This is a genomic window from Veillonella sp. 6_1_27, from assembly GCF_000163735.1.
Lineage (GTDB): Bacteria > Bacillota > Negativicutes > Veillonellales > Veillonellaceae > Veillonella > Veillonella parvula_A.
Map to the genome: position 1 here is coordinate 287,553 of NZ_GG770216.1, position 19,590 is coordinate 307,142.

Here is a 19,590-nt window from a genome sequence, read left to right on the forward strand (position 1 = left end):
AGAATATTAATCTTCTAGATATCATTAGGTAGAGGTCTTTTTCTATTTCAATTTATAGTATTACAGTCAGAGTTCAGCTACTTTCACTATAAGTACCTTAAATAACGGCAAGGGGGTTGTCGAACAAGGCCCTCAGGAATATAAGAGGGTGAAAGGAGGTGATACGATGGCTAACATTAAACGCACTAAATTGGTGTTGCGTTTTAACATCGGTACCGAAGATGCGCCGAAGTACAAAGACGTAACTTATACTCGTGTTGCAGAAGAAGCGTCTGACGATAATGTGAAAACCGTTGGTAATGCGCTGGCAGCCTTGTATGACCACAGCTTGTCCGACGTGGTCCGCGTCAATGAAGTATCCTTAGGGCATTAAGGGTAGAGTTCCTATTCATTCTTGTTTTAGGTGATCCAAACACATTTTATTGCTAGATTCGTACATTCTCAGATAGTCGTAAAGAGGTGTAGAAATAGCAAGTCCACACATTCCCATCCTTATTGATATGAATCGAAGATACGTATATTTGTAATCTAACATGTTTACAGCCTATCTAGATTCGATGAACTTGTTTATGAAACGTGAAAGGAGGCGCCCACATGGCGGAAAAACGCGTTGTATATCTTACATTTTCTACGGTCGGTGGTAAAAGCACATCAGTCACAATTAGTGCTCCTCGTGCTGGAATTACTTTACAAGATGCTAAAACAGCGGCTAATGCGTTAGTGGCTAACAAAGTCATTCTTGGTGCTGGTGATGCAGAATTAGCAGCATTTACTACGGCTCGTGAAGTAAAGACACAAACTACTGAATTGCAATAGTACTGATTATGTACGATGTGATTTTGTTAGTGGAAATATAATTTAATAAAAAGAGACCTTGATCAAAGCAAGGTCTCTTTTTGCGTTGCAATTGAGACGTAAGTTCAAATTTATTTCAGGTTTATAATTTATAATATCCTTTATAATGACTGGTATTTATATGATGTTGGAAAATATAGTATGATATGGTAGACTTATTAAGTGATTTTGATTATCGTTTTGATGTAACTTGATTTATTTAAAACTAGTTTAGTAGGGGAGAAAATAAGTTTATAGAATTAAGCTGTTAATAAAGGAGGTTTACGATGAAAGAGGCGTGGGAATTATTCTTACATGGTGGATTTGTTATGTGGCCGCTACTAGTGGCACTTATCATAACCGTAGCTATAGCGATAGAACGTATAGCTTATTATCGACAATTGAAGCGGGAAATGTTTGCTTTGAATGATGCATTAGAAGAGAGCGAAATAAATTGGCAATCCTTATTAACTAGCTTAGAATCTAAATATACAGCTAATATTTCGTATAATCTGACTCGCGTGCTTGGACAGTGTCATGATCGCAATGTATTGCAATCCAAAATGGAGGATATGGTGGCCCATGTTTATACGCACGCTTCCCGTGGTCTTGATTGGCTCTCTACCATTGTTACGATAGCACCATTATTAGGATTGCTTGGTACTGTAACGGGGATGATCGGTGCCTTTCAGGTGTTCGGTGCTGACGGTGCGGTACCTACTGCTATTACCGGTGGTGTGGGGGAAGCCCTTGTCGCAACTGCTTCTGGTCTTTGCGTGGCTATTGTGGCATTGTGTTTTCATGCCGGATTTACTCATCATGTACGTATGACAATATCTCGTTTAGAAGATTCATTTTCTCGTGTCTTAGATTCTTATGATCGGGGGCATGCTGCATGAAACGAATGAGCCGTATGGAGGGAGAAAAGCCTACTTTGATGATTATCCCTATGATTGATATCATCTTTTTCTTGCTCGTATTTTTTATGATTAGCACCATATATACGATTCCACAACAATCCTTGTCTATTATGCTACCAAAAACAAAAACACAACAGTCCGCAGAGTTGCGCCCGGTTTTAATTGATTTTGAAAAATCTGGGCAGCTGATGATTGATGATGGATATGTGACGAAAGAACAGCTTATTAGCTCTGTGAAAGCCAAAATTGGAGAGAATAAAAATCAAAACTTCCTTATTCGTGCCGACAAGGAGTTGAGTTATGGCAAGGTCGTGGAATTAATGGATGATATGAAATTAGCCGGCGCTGCAAGTATTAGTATTGCCACTGTTAATAAATAGGTGATGCTATGGCGAAACAATATGTAGATGTGTGGAAATATCCACATATGACCTATAAAAAAGCCTTTGTTATTGCTACCATTATAAGTATTATTACGGTTGGTGTTGCCTTTATTTCTTTTTCTGATTATATCGAATCTCAAATGACTGGATCGTTACAAATTAATTTTCTAACGGAACAGGAAGCAGAGAAACAAGTAGAGGAAATTAAAGAGCAAATTAAAGAAGAAAAAGCTCATGAGCTTCAACACTCAAAAGAATTGGAAAATAATAATGTTCAACTTGATAACGGAGGAGCCGGTCATGGAGGACAAAATGGAAACTCTGCTGTTCCTACAAAAAGTGATGTAAGTCCGTCTAGTCAACAAGCGAGTGCTGGTGAAATAGGAACGGTTAAACAATCTTCTGTTGGTAGCAATACGGGGAGTGGACTTGTCGGAGCTGAAGGTTCTGGAATCGGGTATGCATCAACAGGTAGCGGAGAAGGGCTTAGCGATCGTGAAGGTACCGGAGGTACTGAAGTTGATGTCGGTGGTGGCGGCACATTCAGTTATGATGGGTATTGGAGTAATTTACAAAGTGCAATTAATAGTAATTACCCTACAGATGCATACACTATGGGAATTCAAGGTGATGTAACACTAAGAATTTATTTTGCCCCAGGTGGCAGTGTTGCCAGTGTGGAAGTTCTTAACTCTGATGACCCTATGTTATCAGAACATGCTAGAGAATATGCTTATAGTGTGGGTGGTGCTGAAAATTCTACAGGTATACAACAATATGCAGATATCACAATTCACTATAATTTATAAGTATAATGAAAAACTAGTATCTTTATAGATACTAGTTTTTTTATATGTATATATATTACTTTGATAACATAAAATAATATTGATAGTTATTCTTAATGAATATATAATTGAGATTAGATATCGTTTTATGCTATTAGAGCCCTAATATATTTTCTGGAGGTGTGTGATGAAAAAATCATGGGCAGCACTATTGTGTGTTGTGTATCTAACATCTGCTGCAGGTGTGGTAGGTGCAGAAAATAATAGTTCTACAAGTGTAGTTAGTGTGGATGAATCTCAAAATAATGCGAGTGATGAGCAGTCGAGACGCATGAAAGATATTACGGTTACTGCTACTCGTACGGAGGCTTTAGTTCGGGATGTGCCAATTGCGACAACGATTATTTCACAAGAAGAAATTAAAAGTCGCCAATATCGTAATTTAGAGCAAGCCTTACAAAGTGTGCCAGGCGTTGCTTTCAGCACCGATGCTCACGGTGGACAAAATATTACGATGCGTGGTGCCGAATCTCGTCATACATTAATTCTTATTGATGGACGACGTGTTACGGGAGAGTTGACGAAAACAAGAGCTAATGCTATGGGCTGGCTTCGTCAAGGCATGGATAATGTGGAGCGCATCGAAATAACGCGTGGCCCGTCGAGTGCCCTTTATGGTTCCGAGGCGAACGGTGGGGTTATTAATATTATTACAAAGCAATCCAGAAAGCCAAGTGTAGAGGTTAATACTGAAATTTCCCGACGTGATGCATCGAGTGCGACAGGATATAACTTCAATGTATTGGCTCGTAGCGGACAAAAAGGGAAGTGGAACGGATCGATTGGTGCTGGAATTCGTAGGAATATAGCGGGAAATAATGATTCTGGATCGGATAATAACTATCATGGTGACCGAATACCGCTTCATTTTGACGTATCTTATCAAGCGGGAAAAAGGGATAAATTTTCCTTCTTTATAGATCGAGAAACTGAAGACTTGGATATGAATACGAAAAAGGGTAGCGCATTAACTCAATCGGTTGATAAAAATACGACTACTACAAGCACAGGTCTTCGTTGGAATGGCCGTCGCGGCCGGTCATCGCTTATGGTGCAGTCTTACTACAATCATTACAAAGACACTTATGATCAATATAAGCGCATGGGTGGCATAAAAAAACTATCCATTTGGGATGAATATTATAATAAAGAATGGATTACAGACGCACAGGTTAACACGGCAATTGATAAGAAAAATCTCTTGACGTATGGCGTTCAATTCCGCCGTCAAGAAGCGATTAGTACGCGTATTAATAATGGATCCATAGCATGGTCAAGAACTAGAGAAGGCATTACAGATACCGCAGGTAAGGCAACCATTAATTACGGTAGTTACTTTGTACAACATCAATGGAAACCTAGTCGTAAATGGGTAATTATTCCTGCAGTACGTTACGATACGTCAAATGCATTTGATAGCCATTGGTCGCCTAAGATTGGTGTTACCTATAAAGCAAATGATAGTCTCCGTTTTAAAATGAATTACGGTGCAGGCTACTCCACACCTGGTATGACGGAAATGTATCATCATTGGCTTATGGCATCTAATGTGCCGAGAGGGCGATTAGGAGCTTTCGATATATATTTGCAAGGTAATCCTAATTTGAAACCTGAAAGCTCATATAACTTTGATTTCTCCGTAGAAAAAGATTGGAAACGGACAAATGTTAAGGCGTCCTATTTCCACAATGTTATTAAAAATTATATTGAAAGTGGTGCCAATCATATTGATATGGCAAATCGCCGTATTTATGTTTTGTATTCCAATTTACCTCGTGCTGTATTGCAAGGTCTGGAATTATCTGTAAATCATAGACTCAATAATAAATGGGATGTATTCGGCAACTATACATATTTGGATGCGAAAAATGACGTGACCCACGACCGTCTGTTAAACCGTGGTCGCCATGTATTCAGTGGTGGTGTTAATTATCATCAAGGTCGTTGGACTGGTGCGTTCTGGGGTAATTATTACATTAACTACCTTGATGGCATTGATGCTATCGTTGTTAACCCACGTCTCAGCATTCCGAAGAAGAAAAATATTCAAACTTGGAATATTATGGTGACTCGTCAGTTGAATGATAATGCATCCATGTATGTAGGGGTTGAAAATATATTTGGCGAAAAACAAGACTTACGAGATATTCATGGCGCCACTTATCGCATGGGCCTTAACCTGCGTATGTAATAGTGAGATATTAATGTATGTATGAAATGCTGAGGCTTTAATGCATGTATTTCATACATAATATAGTGGTATTAATTTGAAACTATAATGTATGAGATTTAGCTTGCATAAGTAATCTGCGAGGTGATCATTATCAGTAAGCCATTATTATGTTTATTGGGTATTGTTGCCATTGTGGGGGCTTTCACTACGGTTATGAGCTTTGAAGGCAAGCGAGAGGTATTCAGCGAGGCAGGTGCTATTCAGATTGAAGATGATACGAAGCAAATTGTGTCGTTGCCAAACATAGCAAGTCGTGTAGTATCTATTTCTTCGGCGGATAGTGAATTGCTTATCACTTTAGGTGTTAGCCCCGTAGGCGTAGTAAATTCAAGGGAGTTACCGGCAGATGTGCAGGCTAAAATTGCACAGTATCCGAATATGAATAGTGCTGTATCTCCAAGTATTGAACGAATTATTATGTCCGACCCAAATCTCGTTATCGGCATTGCCATGCCGTTTCAAACGACGTTGCGCAAAGCTTTTAATGCGAATCATATTCCTAGCTTTTACCACTTATCCTCCAATTATGATGACATCATGGACCATATTCGACATGTGGGCACCATGACTGGTCATGATAGGGAGGCGGCTGCGTTGGTCCAGAAATATAATGATATCCTAACGGAAATCATACAGCGTCATAAAGATGAGTCTGCACCGCGTGTCCTCATCGTTTTTGGGACACCTACGAGTTACCAACTAGCCTCCAGTAAAACATATGTGGGAGATATTTTCCAAAGATTAGGGGCAAAAAATGTGGCTGATGTATATTTGCCGCAGGATGTATCGGAGAATGCTTTGGATGGATATATTCCGCTTAATCTGGAGACGATGGCCGTTCTTGATTGTGACAAGGTTATCTTGATTAATCATGGCAGTAGCGGTGAGAAAGATATAGCAGCTTTTAAAAAGGCTTTTAAAACGCCGGCATGGCAGAATGTACCTGCTGTTGCTAATGGGAATATAGAGGTCTTGCCGGGTCCGTTGTTTGCGTCGGTGCCGACCGCTCGAATGGATCAAGTGTTATTATATGCGGAAAAGGTGTTATATGGACAATCTCATTAATGTGCAGGAACGTCGTGGCTTACGCGTTTTTGTGGCTGCGCTGATTCTGTTAATAGCAGGTGTGTTGCTAAGTATGAAACTGGGCGCCGTTCCATTAACTTGGGGCGAATTATACCAAATCATAACGGGTGGCGATACATCAAAAATTGGTCAAATTATCATGACTATACGCTTACCACGTGTTGTAGTGGGATTCTTAGCGGGCATGAATCTTGCCTTAGCTGGCGTGATTTTACAAGGTATCTTGCGAAATCCTTTGGCGGATCCTGGCATTATTGGCATTACCTCTGGCGGTGCTTTGGCGGCTATGATTATTATGATTCTCATGCCTACTTACGTTATGCTTGTTCCTATTGGTGCTTTTGTTGGTGCGTTAGTGGCATCGTTTTTGGTTTACGGTATTTCTTGGCAAGGTGGACTCAATCCGTTGCGCCTTATCTTAGCCGGTGTGGCTGTAGCCGCTTTCTTCGGCGGGTTTAATACGATTTTGTCCGTGTTTTATCCGGATCGTGTTCAAGGAACGGTGAGCTGGATGGCAGGTGGTTTTGTAGGGCGCAGCTGGGACGATGTGATGATGATCTGGCCTTATACGGCTATAGGCATTATTGGATCTATGATATCTATCAGATGGCTTACATTGCTCAGTTTAGGTGATGACACGGCACGCACCTTGGGGGTGCATGTTGAAAGATGTCGATTGTCCTTACTCGTATTAGCCTCTTTGCTAGCCGCATCAGCGGTGAGTGTGTCGGGGATGTTGGGATTTGTAGGCCTTATCGTGCCTCATGTGGCGCGCCTCATCGTAGGTGTGGATTATCGTTACTTGATTCCTACGTCTATGGTCTTTGGTGGTATATTAATTGTTTATGCAGATACATTGGCGCGCATGATGATTGCGCCTGGTGAAATTCCTGTAGGCGTACTGATGAGCTTTTTAGGTGCTCCATTCTTCTTGTATCTATTGAAAGGGGTGGGGCGAAGATGAGTGTGTTAACCGTCGATAATATAACGGTAGGCTATGGAAAACGATTGATACTGGAGAATCAATCTATCGTCTTTGATAAACCGGAAATAATATCTATCATTGGTCCAAATGGTTCGGGAAAATCAACATTTTTGAAAGCTTTGGCGCGGCTTATCAAGATAAAACAAGGCACCATATCGCTGGATGAAAAATCTTTACATTCGTGGAATACGAAGGAATTAGCGCGCCATATAGCTTTGTTACCGCAAATTACGACCGCCCCTGAAGGAATGTTAGTTGAGCAGTTGGTTCGATCCGGACGAAATCCGTATGTATCGATTTTTAAGGAACTATCTGATGCGGATTTAGCTGCTGTGGAGCAGGCGATGAAATGCACAGATGTATGGAAATATCGGTATCAGCAAATAGGGGAACTATCCGGCGGTGAACGGCAGCGCGTATGGCTTTCATTAAGTTTGGCGCAAGAACCGAATATTTTACTTCTCGATGAACCGACTACTTATCTTGACAGTCGCCATCAAATTGAGTTGATGGAGCTAGTTAAACGCACACAGCGGGAACGAAATATTATGGTCGTTATGGTGCTCCATGATTTGAATCTAGCTTTGCGCTATAGTGACCGCATTATTGCTATTAAAGAGGGAGCTATTGTAGGTGATGGAACTCCGCATATGATGATGACTCCAGAGAATTTAGCAGAGTGGTTCGGTATTAAAGCGGATATTTTACAAAGCCCTCGCAGTGAAGAAACATGTCCTATATGTGTACCATATGGTCTTGCTTAGACAGAGGAGCTTAGGTACCGTATAGTCAGTTAATTGTTAGCTGTTTTTACTGAAATGTACACAATAGCAAAAAAGCTATTTCGAAAATTGCATACTGTTTATACCTTAAAGAGACCCCACCTGTGGTGAGGGTCTCTTTATTATGGTAAAATATATAGTGTACTAAATGGTTGGGTGAAATTTTCACGAAATGATGTACAAGCATAAGTACATTATAGAACCCGGATGGGGATTTTTAATGAGGTAAAATAGTGGAATATATTATTTCGTTTATGGAAACATATGGCTATACGGCCATGTTTATTGCAATGGTTCTAGAAAATGCTAACGTGCCTATTCCAAGTGAAATCGTACTTGGTTTTGCGGGGTATTTGATAGCTCAAGGCATATTTGATATGCATACAACAATGGTGGTAGGTATCTTAGCAGGTATTGTTGGTTCTATAGTATCCTACTGGATGGGTGAGCATGGTGGGCGCCCTTTATTATTGAAATATGGTAAATATATATTCTTTAATGAACATAAATTTGAACTGGCAGAAAAGATGTTTAATAAATATGGCGGTGTAGCTGTATTTTTTGGTCGACTTTTACCTGGTGTTCGTACCTTTATCTCCTTCCCTGCAGGAATGGCACGCTATCCCATGTGGCATTTCATCATCTGGACGGTACTTGGTACGATTCCTTGGACGATTTTGCTCGTTTACTTAGGCAAGGTACTTGGTGAAAATTGGCAAGACCTTATCGAGTACAATCATGAGTTCTTGATTGTTATGATCGTTGTATTTGTCATTATAGCTGTAGTACTGGGCTTTAGATACTATCGTAATCGTCGATAAGGAGGCCCTTATGAAACTCTCTCGATTAACACCAGTCGTATTTATTGTGTGGCTAGTGTTTTATATGTTTGGCAATAATATGTTGCCTGTTACAGATCCCGTTGAATCTAATTATGCGTTAACGGCAAAGGAAATGGTTCTTTCGGGTGATTGGCTATCTCCGCAGATTTATGGTACTTATTGGTACGATAAACCCATCATGATTTATTGGCTCATTGCTCTTGGCTTTAAAATCTTTGGGATTGCTGATTGGGTGGTGCGCCTACCGAGTGCTATTTTTGGTGCTTTGTCGGTGGCGACCATGTATCAATCTACGCGTACCATGAGCGGTAAGTGGGCACTTGGTCTCATTGGGGCATCCGTTCTAGGCACATCTCTCATGTTCTGGACCGTAGCACATGGCGTTATTACGGATATGGTGCTCCTCTATACGACGTTGATGGTCATGATTTACTCCTACAAGGGACTGGTAGAACAGAAACCGTATGCCATGATTGTAGCCTATGTATTTGCTGCGTTAGGCGTACTCACTAAAGGTCCGGTAGCCATTGTGTTGCCTGGTATGATTCTACTTGTTTTTGCAGGTATTAATCGTTCTTGGTCTATGGTGAAAGCCATCTTCGATTGGCGTGGCATTTTAGCTTTTTGTGTAGTTTGTTTGCCGTGGTATGTGTACATGTACAGTGTTCATGGTCAAGACTTTATCAATGGCTTCTTAGGGCTTCACAATGTGACTCGCGCTACTCAATCGGAGCATCCAGAAGATAATGTGTGGTGGTATTATCTCGCTATCTTCCTTGGTGCTTCTATGCCGTGGACGGGTGCTGTTATTTACGGCATAATCGATGGCTTTAAACAACGTCATACAGGGTTTATCTATAATATGACTTGGGGTGTTGGAATTGTGCTATTCTACACCTTGATGGCAACAAAATACCCTCTATATACCTTTGTTAGCTTAGTCCCATTTAGTGCTATCGGTGCTTTGGGCGTTATGAAGCTTATTCGCAAAGGCAAATCTAGAGCCTTAAAATGGATTATTATGGGGCCGACGTTGCTTTTGTGGATTGCTTATGTAGCAGGCTCTTTCTTCGCACCATGGGGTTTTTATTGTTTGCTCTATGTCGTGGTTGCTATGGCAATATTGGCTATGTTCTATACATGGTATACGAAAAGAGGATATCGTTTAGTTACAATTATTGTCCTTGGTACTATGGTTATATCTTCTATAGTTGTTATGGAAGGTTTAGAGCCATTCGTTAAGCAACGTAGTAATATTGATGTTGTTCCAGTAGTGGATTCCTATGAAGGGGATGTCTATTACTATAATGGCTATAGTACGGCTGTTGTGTATTATACGGGCCATAAGGTTATCAAGATTAATGGTGATGAAAGCCGCTGGGATGATCGAGATAAATTAAACAAACGTAGCGCTGAATGGCAGAAGAAATATCTTATGGAACAAGTAAGTGAAGAGGAATTTAACAAGATTATCGAATCTGGTAAGCCACTTATGTTAATCGTTCCTAAAGGGGAAATTAAGCATTTCCGTCAGTCCTCCATTTATCCACATGTATCTGAGTCTAGTGAAGCAGGTACATCTGAAGTTTACGTACTAAATAAAAAGACTCTATTCAAATAATTGTGAAAAGTTAATAAACATTACAAACAGGTAGTATCCAATGATATGTATCCCCTTTACTGGTTGTCTAGTAAAGGGGGTACATATCACAACGAATACTATCTGTTTTTTGTTAATTAGCACCTTACCACTTTTTGTTAATTAGTTGTTTGCTGTTTTTGGTTAATTAAAATCTTGCGGCTTTATGTTATCTGAAAGTTTACTGGTGTTGATCCTCTATATACTATCTATTTATTTGCCTTTTATATTAAAATGCTTATTTAAATGAATAGGATCTTGTCTATATTGATATTTTTCGTACATAAATAATAATACCTACAATATTAATATGATTTATTGACATAATTAATACATATTGATATAGTAGGTTATATTAAGTTTAGAAGACGAGGTGTTCTAAAGCCTGATTTCATCTAAGGTTTAGAAAAATGCGGAAATTGATATGAGTCATAAACGCCCCTTGTTGTGAGGTAGAAAGAGGGGACATTATGAAGAAATTTTGGTATCTATTCATTGCTATCGTGCTGTTGATAGTAAGTGGGCTAGCGTATGGTTATCATGAACACAGTAAACCAAAGACCGCCCAAGAATTAAAAACCGTGCGCGTTGCGTATTTACCGATTACGCATGCGCTACCCGTATTTGCTATGAAGGAACTGGAGACAGCAGATGGTCCAGTTCATGTAGAGCTTGTAAAATACGGTTCCTGGCCGGAACTTATGGATGCGCTCAACACCGGTAAAGTAGATGCTGCAGCTGTTCTCGTTGAGCTCGGCGTAAAGGCTCGTGAACAGGGCATTGATGTGCGCGCAGCGGCATTAGGCCATACGGAAGGTAACATTATTGTTGTAAATAATGATATTAACTCTGTACAGGACTTGAAAGGTAAATCCTTTGCTATCCCTCATAAGCAATCAACTCAAAAGATTCTCGTAGACCTCATGCTTGAACAGGCAGGTCTTAGCGAGAAGGATGTACAGATAGTGGAGATGAGTCCTCCTGAAATGCCGTCCGCATTGTCGGTCGGTCAAATCGCTGGCTATAGCGTGGCGGAGCCATTTGGTTCTCTTGCTATAGAAATGGGAGCTGGGAAGGTCTTTGAAGACCCTGATCACTTATGGCATGACAATATCTGTTGCGCCCTCGTGTTCAACGGTCAATTCGTCGATGAACACCACGATTTGGCGAGGGCTTTCACAAAAGCTTATCTCGATGCAGGTACATATTTAGACGAGCATCCGGAGGCGCAAAAGGAGATTTCCTTAAAATACATGAAGTTTAAGGATCCTGTTATTGAACATTCCCTCAAAGTGATTGGGTTTAAAGATTTAGCCCTTACAGAGGAGCGTTACAATGCGCTCGTGCATCACATGACACATATTGATTTAATCAAAAACGTGCCGAGCTATTCAGAGTTTGTAGATCAAACATTGTTACCATAGGAGGGGGACCATGAAGAAATATACATATGTGCCAGGCTCATTTATCGCAGCGTGGCTAATTTGGGAATTAATCGTTCGCCTTGGCGGATTTAACGAAGCCTTGCTGCCGACGCCATACAAAGTGTTGCTCGGCTTTGGGGAGCTCATCGGAGACGGCGTGTTATTCAAGGATGTTGCGGACAGTTTGGTGCGCTTTTTCATAGGCTATATCATTTCCGTCGTAGCCGGCGTATTCCTGGGACTCATTTTAGGCTGGTATAAGGGTATTTGGAACTATATTAACCCTATCGTTCAGGTGATTCGTCCCATTTCACCGGTGGCATGGTTGCCGTTTATCGTACTGTTCTTCGGTATCGGACAGGCGCCGGCTATCGTCATCATCTTTATTGCGGCGTTTTTCCCGGTTCTCTTATCCACGGTGTCCGCGATTCAGAATATCGATCCCGTATACATCAAGGTGGCCCGAAATTTTGGTATCAAGCAGCCGGAACTGTTATTTAAAATCGTATTGCCCGCCGTGTTTCCCGGCATCGCATCAGGACTTCACATCGCGCTCGGAACGGCGTGGATTTTCCTGGTGACGGGGGAAATGGTAGGCTCTCAGACGGGTCTTGGATTCCTCATCATCGATATGCGGAACAATTTGCGTAACGATCTTCTGATGGTGGCGATTTTGACGATTGGCTTTGTAGGACTTTTGCTCGATTGGGGCGTGTCCCTCATCGAAAAATGGATTTATAGACGTTGGGGCATTGAGAAATAGGAGGTGGACGCATGGGTTACATTTCGGTGCGCAATGCACACAAGGAATTTATGAAAGATGGAGAACCGCTCACCATCCTTGAAAATATTAATCTGGACATTGAACGAGGTGAATTTATTTGCCTTTTAGGTCCTTCCGGGTCCGGTAAAAGCACGCTTTTAAATGCTATGGCCGGCTTTGAGCTCGTTACTTCGGGCTCTATTACCATCGACGGCGCGGAGGTGAAAGCACCTCAACTGCGGTATGTAACGGTCTTTCAAAATTACGGACTGTTGCCGTGGCGAACGGTGGAAAGCAATATTGAACTGGGCCTTGAAAGCAAGAATGTACCAAAGGAAGAGCGACCTGCCATTATCGATAAATACGTGAAAATGGTGGGGCTCGATCATGCTCGGAACCGCTATCCGGCGGAGTTGTCCGGCGGGATGCAGCAACGTGTTTCCATTGCGCGGGCGCTGGCGGTCGATCCGGATATTATCTTCATGGACGAGCCGCTAGGGGCCCTCGACGCGTTGACACGCATTAATTTACAGGACGAAATCTCCCGCATCTGCCGTGAAGAGGGTAAAACGGTGGTATTCGTTACGCATGACATAGAAGAGGCGGTGGTACTTGCGGATCGCGTCGTAGTGCTTGCCGCCAATCCGGGACGGGTGCAAACGATCATCCCCGTCAATCTCATCGATAGGACGGACAGGACCTCCGCATCCTTCGTCAATATTCGAAATCACATATTTGAACAATTCCAACTTGCCAAAGAAGACAAAATCGAGTTTTATATATAAATGTGAGATTGTATATATTAGTAGCAACAGAAGTCCAACAAAAACTGTAGTTTCAAAGATAGTAGGATCGTTCATTACCATCAGGGCTGTTACATGAGGCCTGTCGTTTTGATGGTAGAGAATCTAAAGTCGCTTTAAAATTACAGTTTTTTATATTTTGTTGCATGTGGATATTTTGAATATTAATTTCGCATCAAATTTTCAGAAATGGATGCTATTATAATATAGTAACGGCATACATTTTATGTAGTGCGTGATTATCAGATATATTATCACATATTATGATTGGATATCGTAATATATGGATTGTATTATTATGGGCTTTAGTGTATAAATACAGTATATAAAGCATTGATAATCATGATATACAGCATTATTTATTATATGGTTCGGTAGTATAAATTGGGGGAGAGCCTATGTCCTTATTTACATCAGAGGAAGAGAAAACGCTGTCTTTTGATGAATATATGACTTCGTTTGATACGAATCAGATTGCAAAAGTACAGCAGTTTATAGACTGGCTCGGTCAATATAGGGGCGAGCTTGTTCACAATCCATGGGGCGAGGTGAATCCTGACCTCGAAATTGTTCGGCCTGATTTTGATGCGGCTCAGGTGCGTCGTAACAATTTGATGGCGTATTTGCTGCCGCGGTTGGGACGCTCCAAGATCTTTGTGGTGGCGGAGGCTGTCGGATATCAAGGTGGGCGCTTTTCGGGCATTGCCATTACCTGTGAGCGCATGTTGCTGGATAAGCATAAAACAATTCGGGCACATCAGATAACGCCTATTACGTTACAGCGGACCAGTTCACCTACGAGTTTAATGTTGAAACGCACTCAACAGGAACAAGGCTTTAACGAGCCTACGGACACGGTGGTGTGGAGCGCTATCATTGAACAAGGTATTGATCCGTACGATGCGTTGCTGTGGAATATATTCCCCTTTCACCCTCACAAGGCGGGCGAACCGCTCACTAATCGGACGCCGACCGAGTCGGAGCAGCAGCTGGGTTGGGAATATACGAAAAGACTGTTGGCATTGCACACCGAATTAGGTGGACCGGAGCCGCTCGTGCTCGCTGTCGGTCAAAAATCGGCAGACACGATGGGGCGATTCGGTCTTTCAGCCATCGGTCTTAGACATCCCGCTAACGGTGGGGTTAATTTATACCGTGAAGGTTTTGCTAAAGCTATAGGCCAATTTATACCGTGAAGGTCTTGCTGAAGCTATATATAGAGAGAGTTTTGAGATAGAAGGTATTACATATGAAACGTTATTGTGAATCCTGCCGTCAATATTGTGACGAGGCGGCCATGTTCTGTCCGCATTGCGGGCAGTATACGACTGCGGTGGAGGTTGAGAGAATTGCACCGGAAGGGGATATTATCTATCCGCTGGCGCATTATCAGTTGAGTTATAAGGATACATTTCTTTATGTGGTAGGCCACAAATTTATGAATTCAGATGGCCGCGCGTCTAAAGGAGAATTTTTGCGGTTCTTTTTGTTGTGGCTATTAGTTATCGTTGGAATTCTGGCGCTTGCTTATGGACTTACGGCGGTGCTTCATAGGGGTATTTATTTAATCCTGTTGGCATGGATGTTACTGACAATCATCGGTCTAGTCTTGCTAATTCCGTTGGGGGCTCTATGTATCCGTCGCCTTCATGATACCGGTAAAAGTAGTGAATATCTATTTTTTGTTTTAATACCTTTTATAGGGCCAATAATTCTATTTGCTCTACTGTGTAAGAAGGGTGAACCGAAGGCCAATCAATATGGTGAGGCGTTAAGGAACATCGTCATTGACAAACGGTTGGCATCTATTATGAAAGTATCGCCTACGAGCAGTGCTTTCACCACTCGAATTCTCGTTGCATTGCTGGTGAGTGCTATCTGCGTATGCAGTGTTTCGGCTCGTTATATGGGACCGGAAAGTGAACTGGAGCTGGGCGGATGGTTTACGAACATCATTGTCGGTCAAGGCAGTGATGAAGCTGCACGGGATGCGATACACGATTATTTTGATGCCGTCAATGAAAAGAACTATGATAAGGCTTTCACCTATGTTATCAATCAGACTAAGACGAATCCCGTAGAAAAGCAAAAATGGATGGAATCTATGAAGTCGGCGCCGAAGGTGGTTGTCGGGTCCTTAGGTGCGAGTCGTATCACTCGTATAAACAGCATGAAACGCATCATTTACGAAGCGGATCTGCAAGTCACTAAACCCGGAGATGGCGCGGTTGAGGCTGCGCACATGACACGCTACATATCTCTGGTCGAAGAAAATGGCGAATGGCATATTGAAGGATTTTATAAAAGTATGCCAGATGATAAATAATGACATGCTTTGGGGTGGTTCGGTTTGAGCCGCCCTTTTAAGTAGTAGTAAAATTTTATGTTACTTTTGATGAATCAAGCGTAGAACTCTTTTGTTTATGTTGTTTTTATGTTATAATGAGCACAACGTATGAAAGTGAGGCTTTCATCAAAACAGATCGGACTATATTGCACTGCGTATCGGATTGAGATAAAAATAGAAGTCTCTTGCAGTTGAAGCATCTGATAGTGCACTATACTCATTTGCTACGGCAAATGGCACACAAACTAGGAACGGCAAAATTTGATAGCGCATTTTTGCGCCCATTTGACGAGACGCTAGTATAATAGCGCCTTTTTCTTTGTGTGACATTTCCTCGTGGCATAGATCAATTCAAGTGATAGGTGAGAAAAACTATGTTAAATAAATTAATGAACAAAATTTTAGGAGGAACTGTGAATACAACAGATAATCAGGTTACTGCGCAAGTGAAAGCAGAACCAACAGTAGCAAAAACTGCTACTCTTACAGCTGCGGCTGAAGGCGAGCAAAAACAAACGCGTCGCCGTACAAATACACGCCGCCCTGCTGGCGAAGGTCGTACGCGCCAACAAACAGCTGGTGAAGGTGAAGGTGCAACACGCCAACGCCGTTCTACAAATACTCGCACAAGTGCGAATGGTGGCCGTACTAATACGACTCGCCGTACAAATACACGTCGCAATGCCGAACAAGGTGAAGGTCAAGAACGCAAAACTCGTCAAACTCGTGCACCGCGTGGTGAAAATACACGTAATACGCGTACTAATAATGGTCGCAATGGTCAAAATGGTCAGAACCGCAATAATAACCGCTCAAATAATCGTTCTACAGGTTGGAACAATCAAGAGGAACAAGTGGAATTAGTCGGTCGCACACCAAATGGCGCCAACAAGGGAAAATTCCAAATCATTCCATTAGGTGGTCTTGGTGAAATTGGTAAAAATATGACTATCTTCCAATACGAGGACGAAATCATCGTTCTTGACTCTGGGCTTGCATTCCCTAGTGAAGATATGCTTGGCGTAGATATCGTTATTCCTGATATGAGCTATATCATCGAGAATAAAGACCGCGTGAAAGCTGTCGTAATTACTCATGGTCATGAGGATCATATCGGTTCTTTGGCATACCTTATGAAAGAAATTAGTTGCCCAGTATACGCAACAAACCTCGTTTGTGGATTAATCGAAGGCAAGTTTAAAGAACATAAGGTATCTCCAAAATGTCTGCGTACGATTGCTGCCGGCGATGAAGTTCAAATTGGTCAAGTGACTGTTGGTTTCATCCAAACAAATCACTCCATTCCTGACTCCTGCGCTGTATACTTTAATACACCAATCGGGACGGTTCTTCATACAGGGGACTTTAAAATTGACCAAACCCCAGTTGATGGCCGTTTGATGGATATGCACAAATTTGCTGAGCTCGGTAACAAAGGCGTATTAGCGCTATTATCGGACTCTACAAATGTAGAAAAACCAGGTACTACTGGTTCTGAAAGTTCCGTAGGTCCTGCGATTAAACAAGCTGTTGGAGAAGCAAAAGGCCGCGTTGTTTTGGCAACATTCGCATCCAACGTATCCCGTATCCAACAAGCTATTGATGCGGCGGTTATGTTCAACCGTAAGGTTGTAGTTATGGGCCGCAGCATGGTCAATGTTACAGAAATTGCCCAAGAACGCGGATACTTGAATATTCCACCAAATACAATCATCGATGTAGATGTAATGCACAACTACACAGATGACCAAATCATGATCTTAACGACTGGTTCTCAAGGTGAACCGATGGCAGGCTTGTCCCGTATGGCAACAAGCAATCATCGCACTGTAGAATTGGCACCGAATGATACTGTTATCATCTCCGCTACACCAATTCCAGGCAACGAAGGTGCTGTAGGTAGAACTATCGATAACTTACTTCGTTTAGGTTGTAATGTGGTATATGGTAAAGACCGTGGTATTCACGTATCTGGTCATGCGAGCCAAGAAGAGCTTAAAACAATGCTTAACCTTGTTCGTCCAGAATACTTTATCCCAGTTCATGGTGAGTACCGTATGTTGCGTCGTCATGGTGAACTTGGTGTGGCTATGGGCGTAGATCCTAAGAAAGTCCTTATCGGCGATAATGGTCAAATCTTTGAATTTGATAAAGATGGTGGTCGTAAAGGTGGACGCGTACAAGCTGGCGCTATCTTCGTTGATGGCCTTGGCGTTGGTGACGTAGGTAATATCGTTATCCGCGACCGTCAACAATTGGCACAAGAAGGTATGGTTATCGTTGTTATGGCGATGGACAAAGCGTCTGGTACTATCGTAGCTGGTCCAGACCTCGTATCTCGTGGCTTCGTATACGTTCGTGACGCAGAAGAACTCATGCTTGCTGCGGAGCGCCGCGTAGAACAAGTTCTTGAAGATTGTGAAATGCAACGCATCAAAGACTGGACAACCATTAAGCAAAACGTACGTGACGCATTGGGTAAATTCTTCTATGATAAAACCCGTCGTCGTCCTATGATCTTGCCAATTATTCAAGACGTATAATTTTATATAATACAGAAAAGTACCGCACCTCATGGTGTGGTACTTTTGACATTTTAAAAGAGCAATAAAAACTACCATTAATAGCATTGCTATGGTATTCGTCTACTATATGGGGTATTTGAAGTTACCTTTTTAAACTGTTATAATTAAAAGATACCAATTAATATATCTTCTTATGTAAGAATGGTGATTTATGAATAAAACAAATACAAGAGCGATGGTGGAAACTGCATTTATATCGACCATTGTTGCTATGTTGACTATAATTGGGGCAGTCATGCCGTTTTCAGCTTTTCTAGCAACTATGGTAGCTCCAGCAGGTATTTCAATCATTGGTATCCGTTGGGGTAGTAGATATAGCTGTACTTCCTCAATAGTAGCCTTTATATTAGTAACACTCTTTCTTGGACCATTAATTGCTATGTCTACCATTTTAGTATATTCATTGCCTAGTATATTTTTGGGGGAAGCTTTTAGAGCAAACTGGTCTTTTAGAAAGTTAATATTAGTGCCTGCTGCTGTATTGCTTGGTATGGGCCTCTTACAATTAGTGGTTGCTAATAGTTTTGCATCTGTAGATTTTATTAGCTTAGGACAAAATGTAAATAATGAGTTAAAAGAAGCTATGATTGAGTCTATACGACAGCAATCAGCACCGCAAGAACAGATTGATACGATGATTCAGCAACTTAATTATTCATTTGCTCAAGCAGAACGTATGATGTTGTCATTATGGTTCTGTGCATGCTCTATCATAACGTATATCATGGCTAAGTTAGTATCTTATATTGGTCGTCGAACTAATATAGTTCATAGAGAATTACCTCCCATGGCTACTTGGCGTATGCCGATTTGGGGTGCTGGAGTTCTAGCCATAGGGATTATTATTATTTATGGCTTATCCTATATTGGATATGATAATAGTTTACTTAAAGATATCGGAATGAATGTTGCTTTTGTGGGGGCTTTCATTTGCTTAGTTAATGGTATTACCTGTTTAATGGCAGTTATGAAAAACTATGGAGTAAATGGATTCTTTCAATTTATAATTCTTTTCTTCTTATATACAATGAGTCCGTATGGTCTTGTTTTCTATGGTATTTTTGATATGTTTTTAGATATGAGAGCACGTTTCGAAAAACGTAGCTCATAATAGAA

At 41.4% G+C, this 19,590-nt stretch carries 18 protein-coding genes; all 18 read left to right on the forward strand.

Annotated elements, in window-relative coordinates; all coding sequences use genetic code 11:
• Positions 1 to 166: 166 nt before the first annotated feature.
• The 18 genes from HMPREF0874_RS05170 to HMPREF0874_RS05255 all read left to right on the forward strand — a co-directional run bounded on the left by HMPREF0874_RS05170 (position 167) and on the right by HMPREF0874_RS05255 (position 19,585).
• Positions 167 to 373: a DUF1659 domain-containing protein gene (locus HMPREF0874_RS05170; RefSeq protein ID WP_009352393.1), complete on the forward strand. Its 207-nt coding sequence runs from the start codon at positions 167 to 169 to the stop codon at positions 371 to 373.
• 221 nt (positions 374 to 594) lie between these two features.
• Complete coding sequence (locus tag HMPREF0874_RS05175) at positions 595 to 816, forward strand: DUF2922 domain-containing protein (protein WP_004694662.1); 222 nt, start codon at positions 595 to 597, stop codon at positions 814 to 816.
• A 305-nt stretch (positions 817 to 1,121) separates the two neighbouring features.
• Positions 1,122 to 1,733, forward strand: a complete 612-nt coding sequence (locus HMPREF0874_RS05180) for a MotA/TolQ/ExbB proton channel family protein (protein WP_008602145.1) — start codon at positions 1,122 to 1,124, stop codon at positions 1,731 to 1,733.
• Positions 1,730 to 2,134, forward strand: a complete 405-nt coding sequence (locus tag HMPREF0874_RS05185) for a biopolymer transporter ExbD (protein WP_008602147.1) — start codon at positions 1,730 to 1,732, stop codon at positions 2,132 to 2,134. Before HMPREF0874_RS05180 ends, HMPREF0874_RS05185 begins: the two co-directional genes overlap by 4 nt.
• An 8-nt stretch (positions 2,135 to 2,142) precedes the next feature.
• Positions 2,143 to 2,946, forward strand: coding sequence for a cell envelope integrity protein TolA (locus tag HMPREF0874_RS05190; protein ID WP_008602148.1), 804 nt, complete (start codon positions 2,143 to 2,145; stop codon positions 2,944 to 2,946).
• 166 nt (positions 2,947 to 3,112) lie between these two features.
• A complete protein-coding gene (locus tag HMPREF0874_RS05195) occupies positions 3,113 to 5,176 on the forward strand; it encodes a TonB-dependent siderophore receptor (protein ID WP_039965203.1) in 2,064 nt (687 codons plus the stop codon).
• A gap of 123 nt (positions 5,177 to 5,299) precedes the next feature.
• On the forward strand, positions 5,300 to 6,283 hold the full coding sequence (locus HMPREF0874_RS05200) for an ABC transporter substrate-binding protein (protein WP_008602152.1): 984 nt from the start codon (positions 5,300 to 5,302) through the stop codon (positions 6,281 to 6,283).
• Positions 6,267 to 7,268: an iron ABC transporter permease gene (locus HMPREF0874_RS05205; RefSeq protein ID WP_008602154.1), complete on the forward strand. Its 1,002-nt coding sequence runs from the start codon at positions 6,267 to 6,269 to the stop codon at positions 7,266 to 7,268. Before HMPREF0874_RS05200 ends, HMPREF0874_RS05205 begins: the two co-directional genes overlap by 17 nt.
• Complete coding sequence (locus tag HMPREF0874_RS05210; protein ID WP_008602156.1) at positions 7,265 to 8,053, forward strand: ABC transporter ATP-binding protein; 789 nt, start codon at positions 7,265 to 7,267, stop codon at positions 8,051 to 8,053. Before HMPREF0874_RS05205 ends, HMPREF0874_RS05210 begins: the two co-directional genes overlap by 4 nt.
• 251 nt (positions 8,054 to 8,304) lie before the next feature.
• Complete coding sequence (locus tag HMPREF0874_RS05215; RefSeq protein WP_008602158.1) at positions 8,305 to 8,892, forward strand: DedA family protein; 588 nt, start codon at positions 8,305 to 8,307, stop codon at positions 8,890 to 8,892.
• 10 nt (positions 8,893 to 8,902) lie between these two features.
• Complete coding sequence (locus HMPREF0874_RS05220; RefSeq protein ID WP_008602161.1) at positions 8,903 to 10,534, forward strand: glycosyltransferase family 39 protein; 1,632 nt, start codon at positions 8,903 to 8,905, stop codon at positions 10,532 to 10,534.
• A gap of 488 nt (positions 10,535 to 11,022) precedes the next feature.
• Positions 11,023 to 11,976 (forward strand): ABC transporter substrate-binding protein, encoded by a 954-nt coding sequence (locus HMPREF0874_RS05225; protein ID WP_008602163.1) that lies wholly within the window; start codon positions 11,023 to 11,025, stop codon positions 11,974 to 11,976.
• 10 nt (positions 11,977 to 11,986) lie between these two features.
• The gene (locus tag HMPREF0874_RS05230) at positions 11,987 to 12,739 is read left to right on the forward strand and encodes an ABC transporter permease (protein WP_008602165.1); all 753 of its coding nucleotides are present in this window, start codon (positions 11,987 to 11,989) and stop codon (positions 12,737 to 12,739) included.
• Between the two features lie 11 nt (positions 12,740 to 12,750).
• Positions 12,751 to 13,524, forward strand: coding sequence for an ABC transporter ATP-binding protein (locus tag HMPREF0874_RS05235; protein ID WP_004698211.1), 774 nt, complete (start codon positions 12,751 to 12,753; stop codon positions 13,522 to 13,524).
• A gap of 416 nt (positions 13,525 to 13,940) precedes the next feature.
• Positions 13,941 to 14,738: a uracil-DNA glycosylase gene (locus HMPREF0874_RS05240; RefSeq protein WP_039965206.1), complete on the forward strand. Its 798-nt coding sequence runs from the start codon at positions 13,941 to 13,943 to the stop codon at positions 14,736 to 14,738.
• Between the two features lie 53 nt (positions 14,739 to 14,791).
• The gene (locus HMPREF0874_RS05245) at positions 14,792 to 15,868 is read left to right on the forward strand and encodes a DUF805 domain-containing protein (protein WP_008602167.1); all 1,077 of its coding nucleotides are present in this window, start codon (positions 14,792 to 14,794) and stop codon (positions 15,866 to 15,868) included.
• A gap of 395 nt (positions 15,869 to 16,263) precedes the next feature.
• On the forward strand, positions 16,264 to 18,432 hold the full coding sequence (locus HMPREF0874_RS05250; protein WP_083791382.1) for a ribonuclease J: 2,169 nt from the start codon (positions 16,264 to 16,266) through the stop codon (positions 18,430 to 18,432).
• A 193-nt stretch (positions 18,433 to 18,625) separates the two neighbouring features.
• Positions 18,626 to 19,585 carry a DUF2232 domain-containing protein gene (locus tag HMPREF0874_RS05255; protein WP_008602170.1) on the forward strand — a complete coding sequence of 320 codons (960 nt, stop codon included), beginning with the start codon at positions 18,626 to 18,628 and terminating at the stop codon, positions 19,583 to 19,585.
• Positions 19,586 to 19,590: the final 5 nt, after the last annotated feature.

What these genes read in the sequence shown, in the direction of transcription:
- HMPREF0874_RS05170 (WP_009352393.1), top strand. Translation starts at nt 167, where the DNA reads ATGGCTAACATTAAACGCACTAAATTGGTGTTGCGTTTTAACATCGGT.
- HMPREF0874_RS05175 (WP_004694662.1), top strand. Translation starts at nt 595, where the DNA reads ATGGCGGAAAAACGCGTTGTATATCTTACATTTTCTACGGTCGGTGGT.
- HMPREF0874_RS05180 (WP_008602145.1), top strand. Translation starts at nt 1,122, where the DNA reads ATGAAAGAGGCGTGGGAATTATTCTTACATGGTGGATTTGTTATGTGG.
- HMPREF0874_RS05185 (WP_008602147.1), top strand. Translation starts at nt 1,730, where the DNA reads ATGAAACGAATGAGCCGTATGGAGGGAGAAAAGCCTACTTTGATGATT.
- HMPREF0874_RS05190 (WP_008602148.1), top strand. Translation starts at nt 2,143, where the DNA reads ATGGCGAAACAATATGTAGATGTGTGGAAATATCCACATATGACCTAT.
- HMPREF0874_RS05195 (WP_039965203.1), top strand. Translation starts at nt 3,113, where the DNA reads ATGAAAAAATCATGGGCAGCACTATTGTGTGTTGTGTATCTAACATCT.
- HMPREF0874_RS05205 (WP_008602154.1), top strand. Translation starts at nt 6,267, where the DNA reads ATGGACAATCTCATTAATGTGCAGGAACGTCGTGGCTTACGCGTTTTT.
- HMPREF0874_RS05210 (WP_008602156.1), top strand. Translation starts at nt 7,265, where the DNA reads ATGAGTGTGTTAACCGTCGATAATATAACGGTAGGCTATGGAAAACGA.
- HMPREF0874_RS05220 (WP_008602161.1), top strand. Translation starts at nt 8,903, where the DNA reads ATGAAACTCTCTCGATTAACACCAGTCGTATTTATTGTGTGGCTAGTG.
- HMPREF0874_RS05225 (WP_008602163.1), top strand. Translation starts at nt 11,023, where the DNA reads ATGAAGAAATTTTGGTATCTATTCATTGCTATCGTGCTGTTGATAGTA.
- HMPREF0874_RS05230 (WP_008602165.1), top strand. Translation starts at nt 11,987, where the DNA reads ATGAAGAAATATACATATGTGCCAGGCTCATTTATCGCAGCGTGGCTA.
- HMPREF0874_RS05235 (WP_004698211.1), top strand. Translation starts at nt 12,751, where the DNA reads ATGGGTTACATTTCGGTGCGCAATGCACACAAGGAATTTATGAAAGAT.
- HMPREF0874_RS05240 (WP_039965206.1), top strand. Translation starts at nt 13,941, where the DNA reads ATGTCCTTATTTACATCAGAGGAAGAGAAAACGCTGTCTTTTGATGAA.
- HMPREF0874_RS05245 (WP_008602167.1), top strand. Translation starts at nt 14,792, where the DNA reads ATGAAACGTTATTGTGAATCCTGCCGTCAATATTGTGACGAGGCGGCC.
- HMPREF0874_RS05250 (WP_083791382.1), top strand. Translation starts at nt 16,264, where the DNA reads ATGTTAAATAAATTAATGAACAAAATTTTAGGAGGAACTGTGAATACA.
- HMPREF0874_RS05255 (WP_008602170.1), top strand. Translation starts at nt 18,626, where the DNA reads ATGAATAAAACAAATACAAGAGCGATGGTGGAAACTGCATTTATATCG.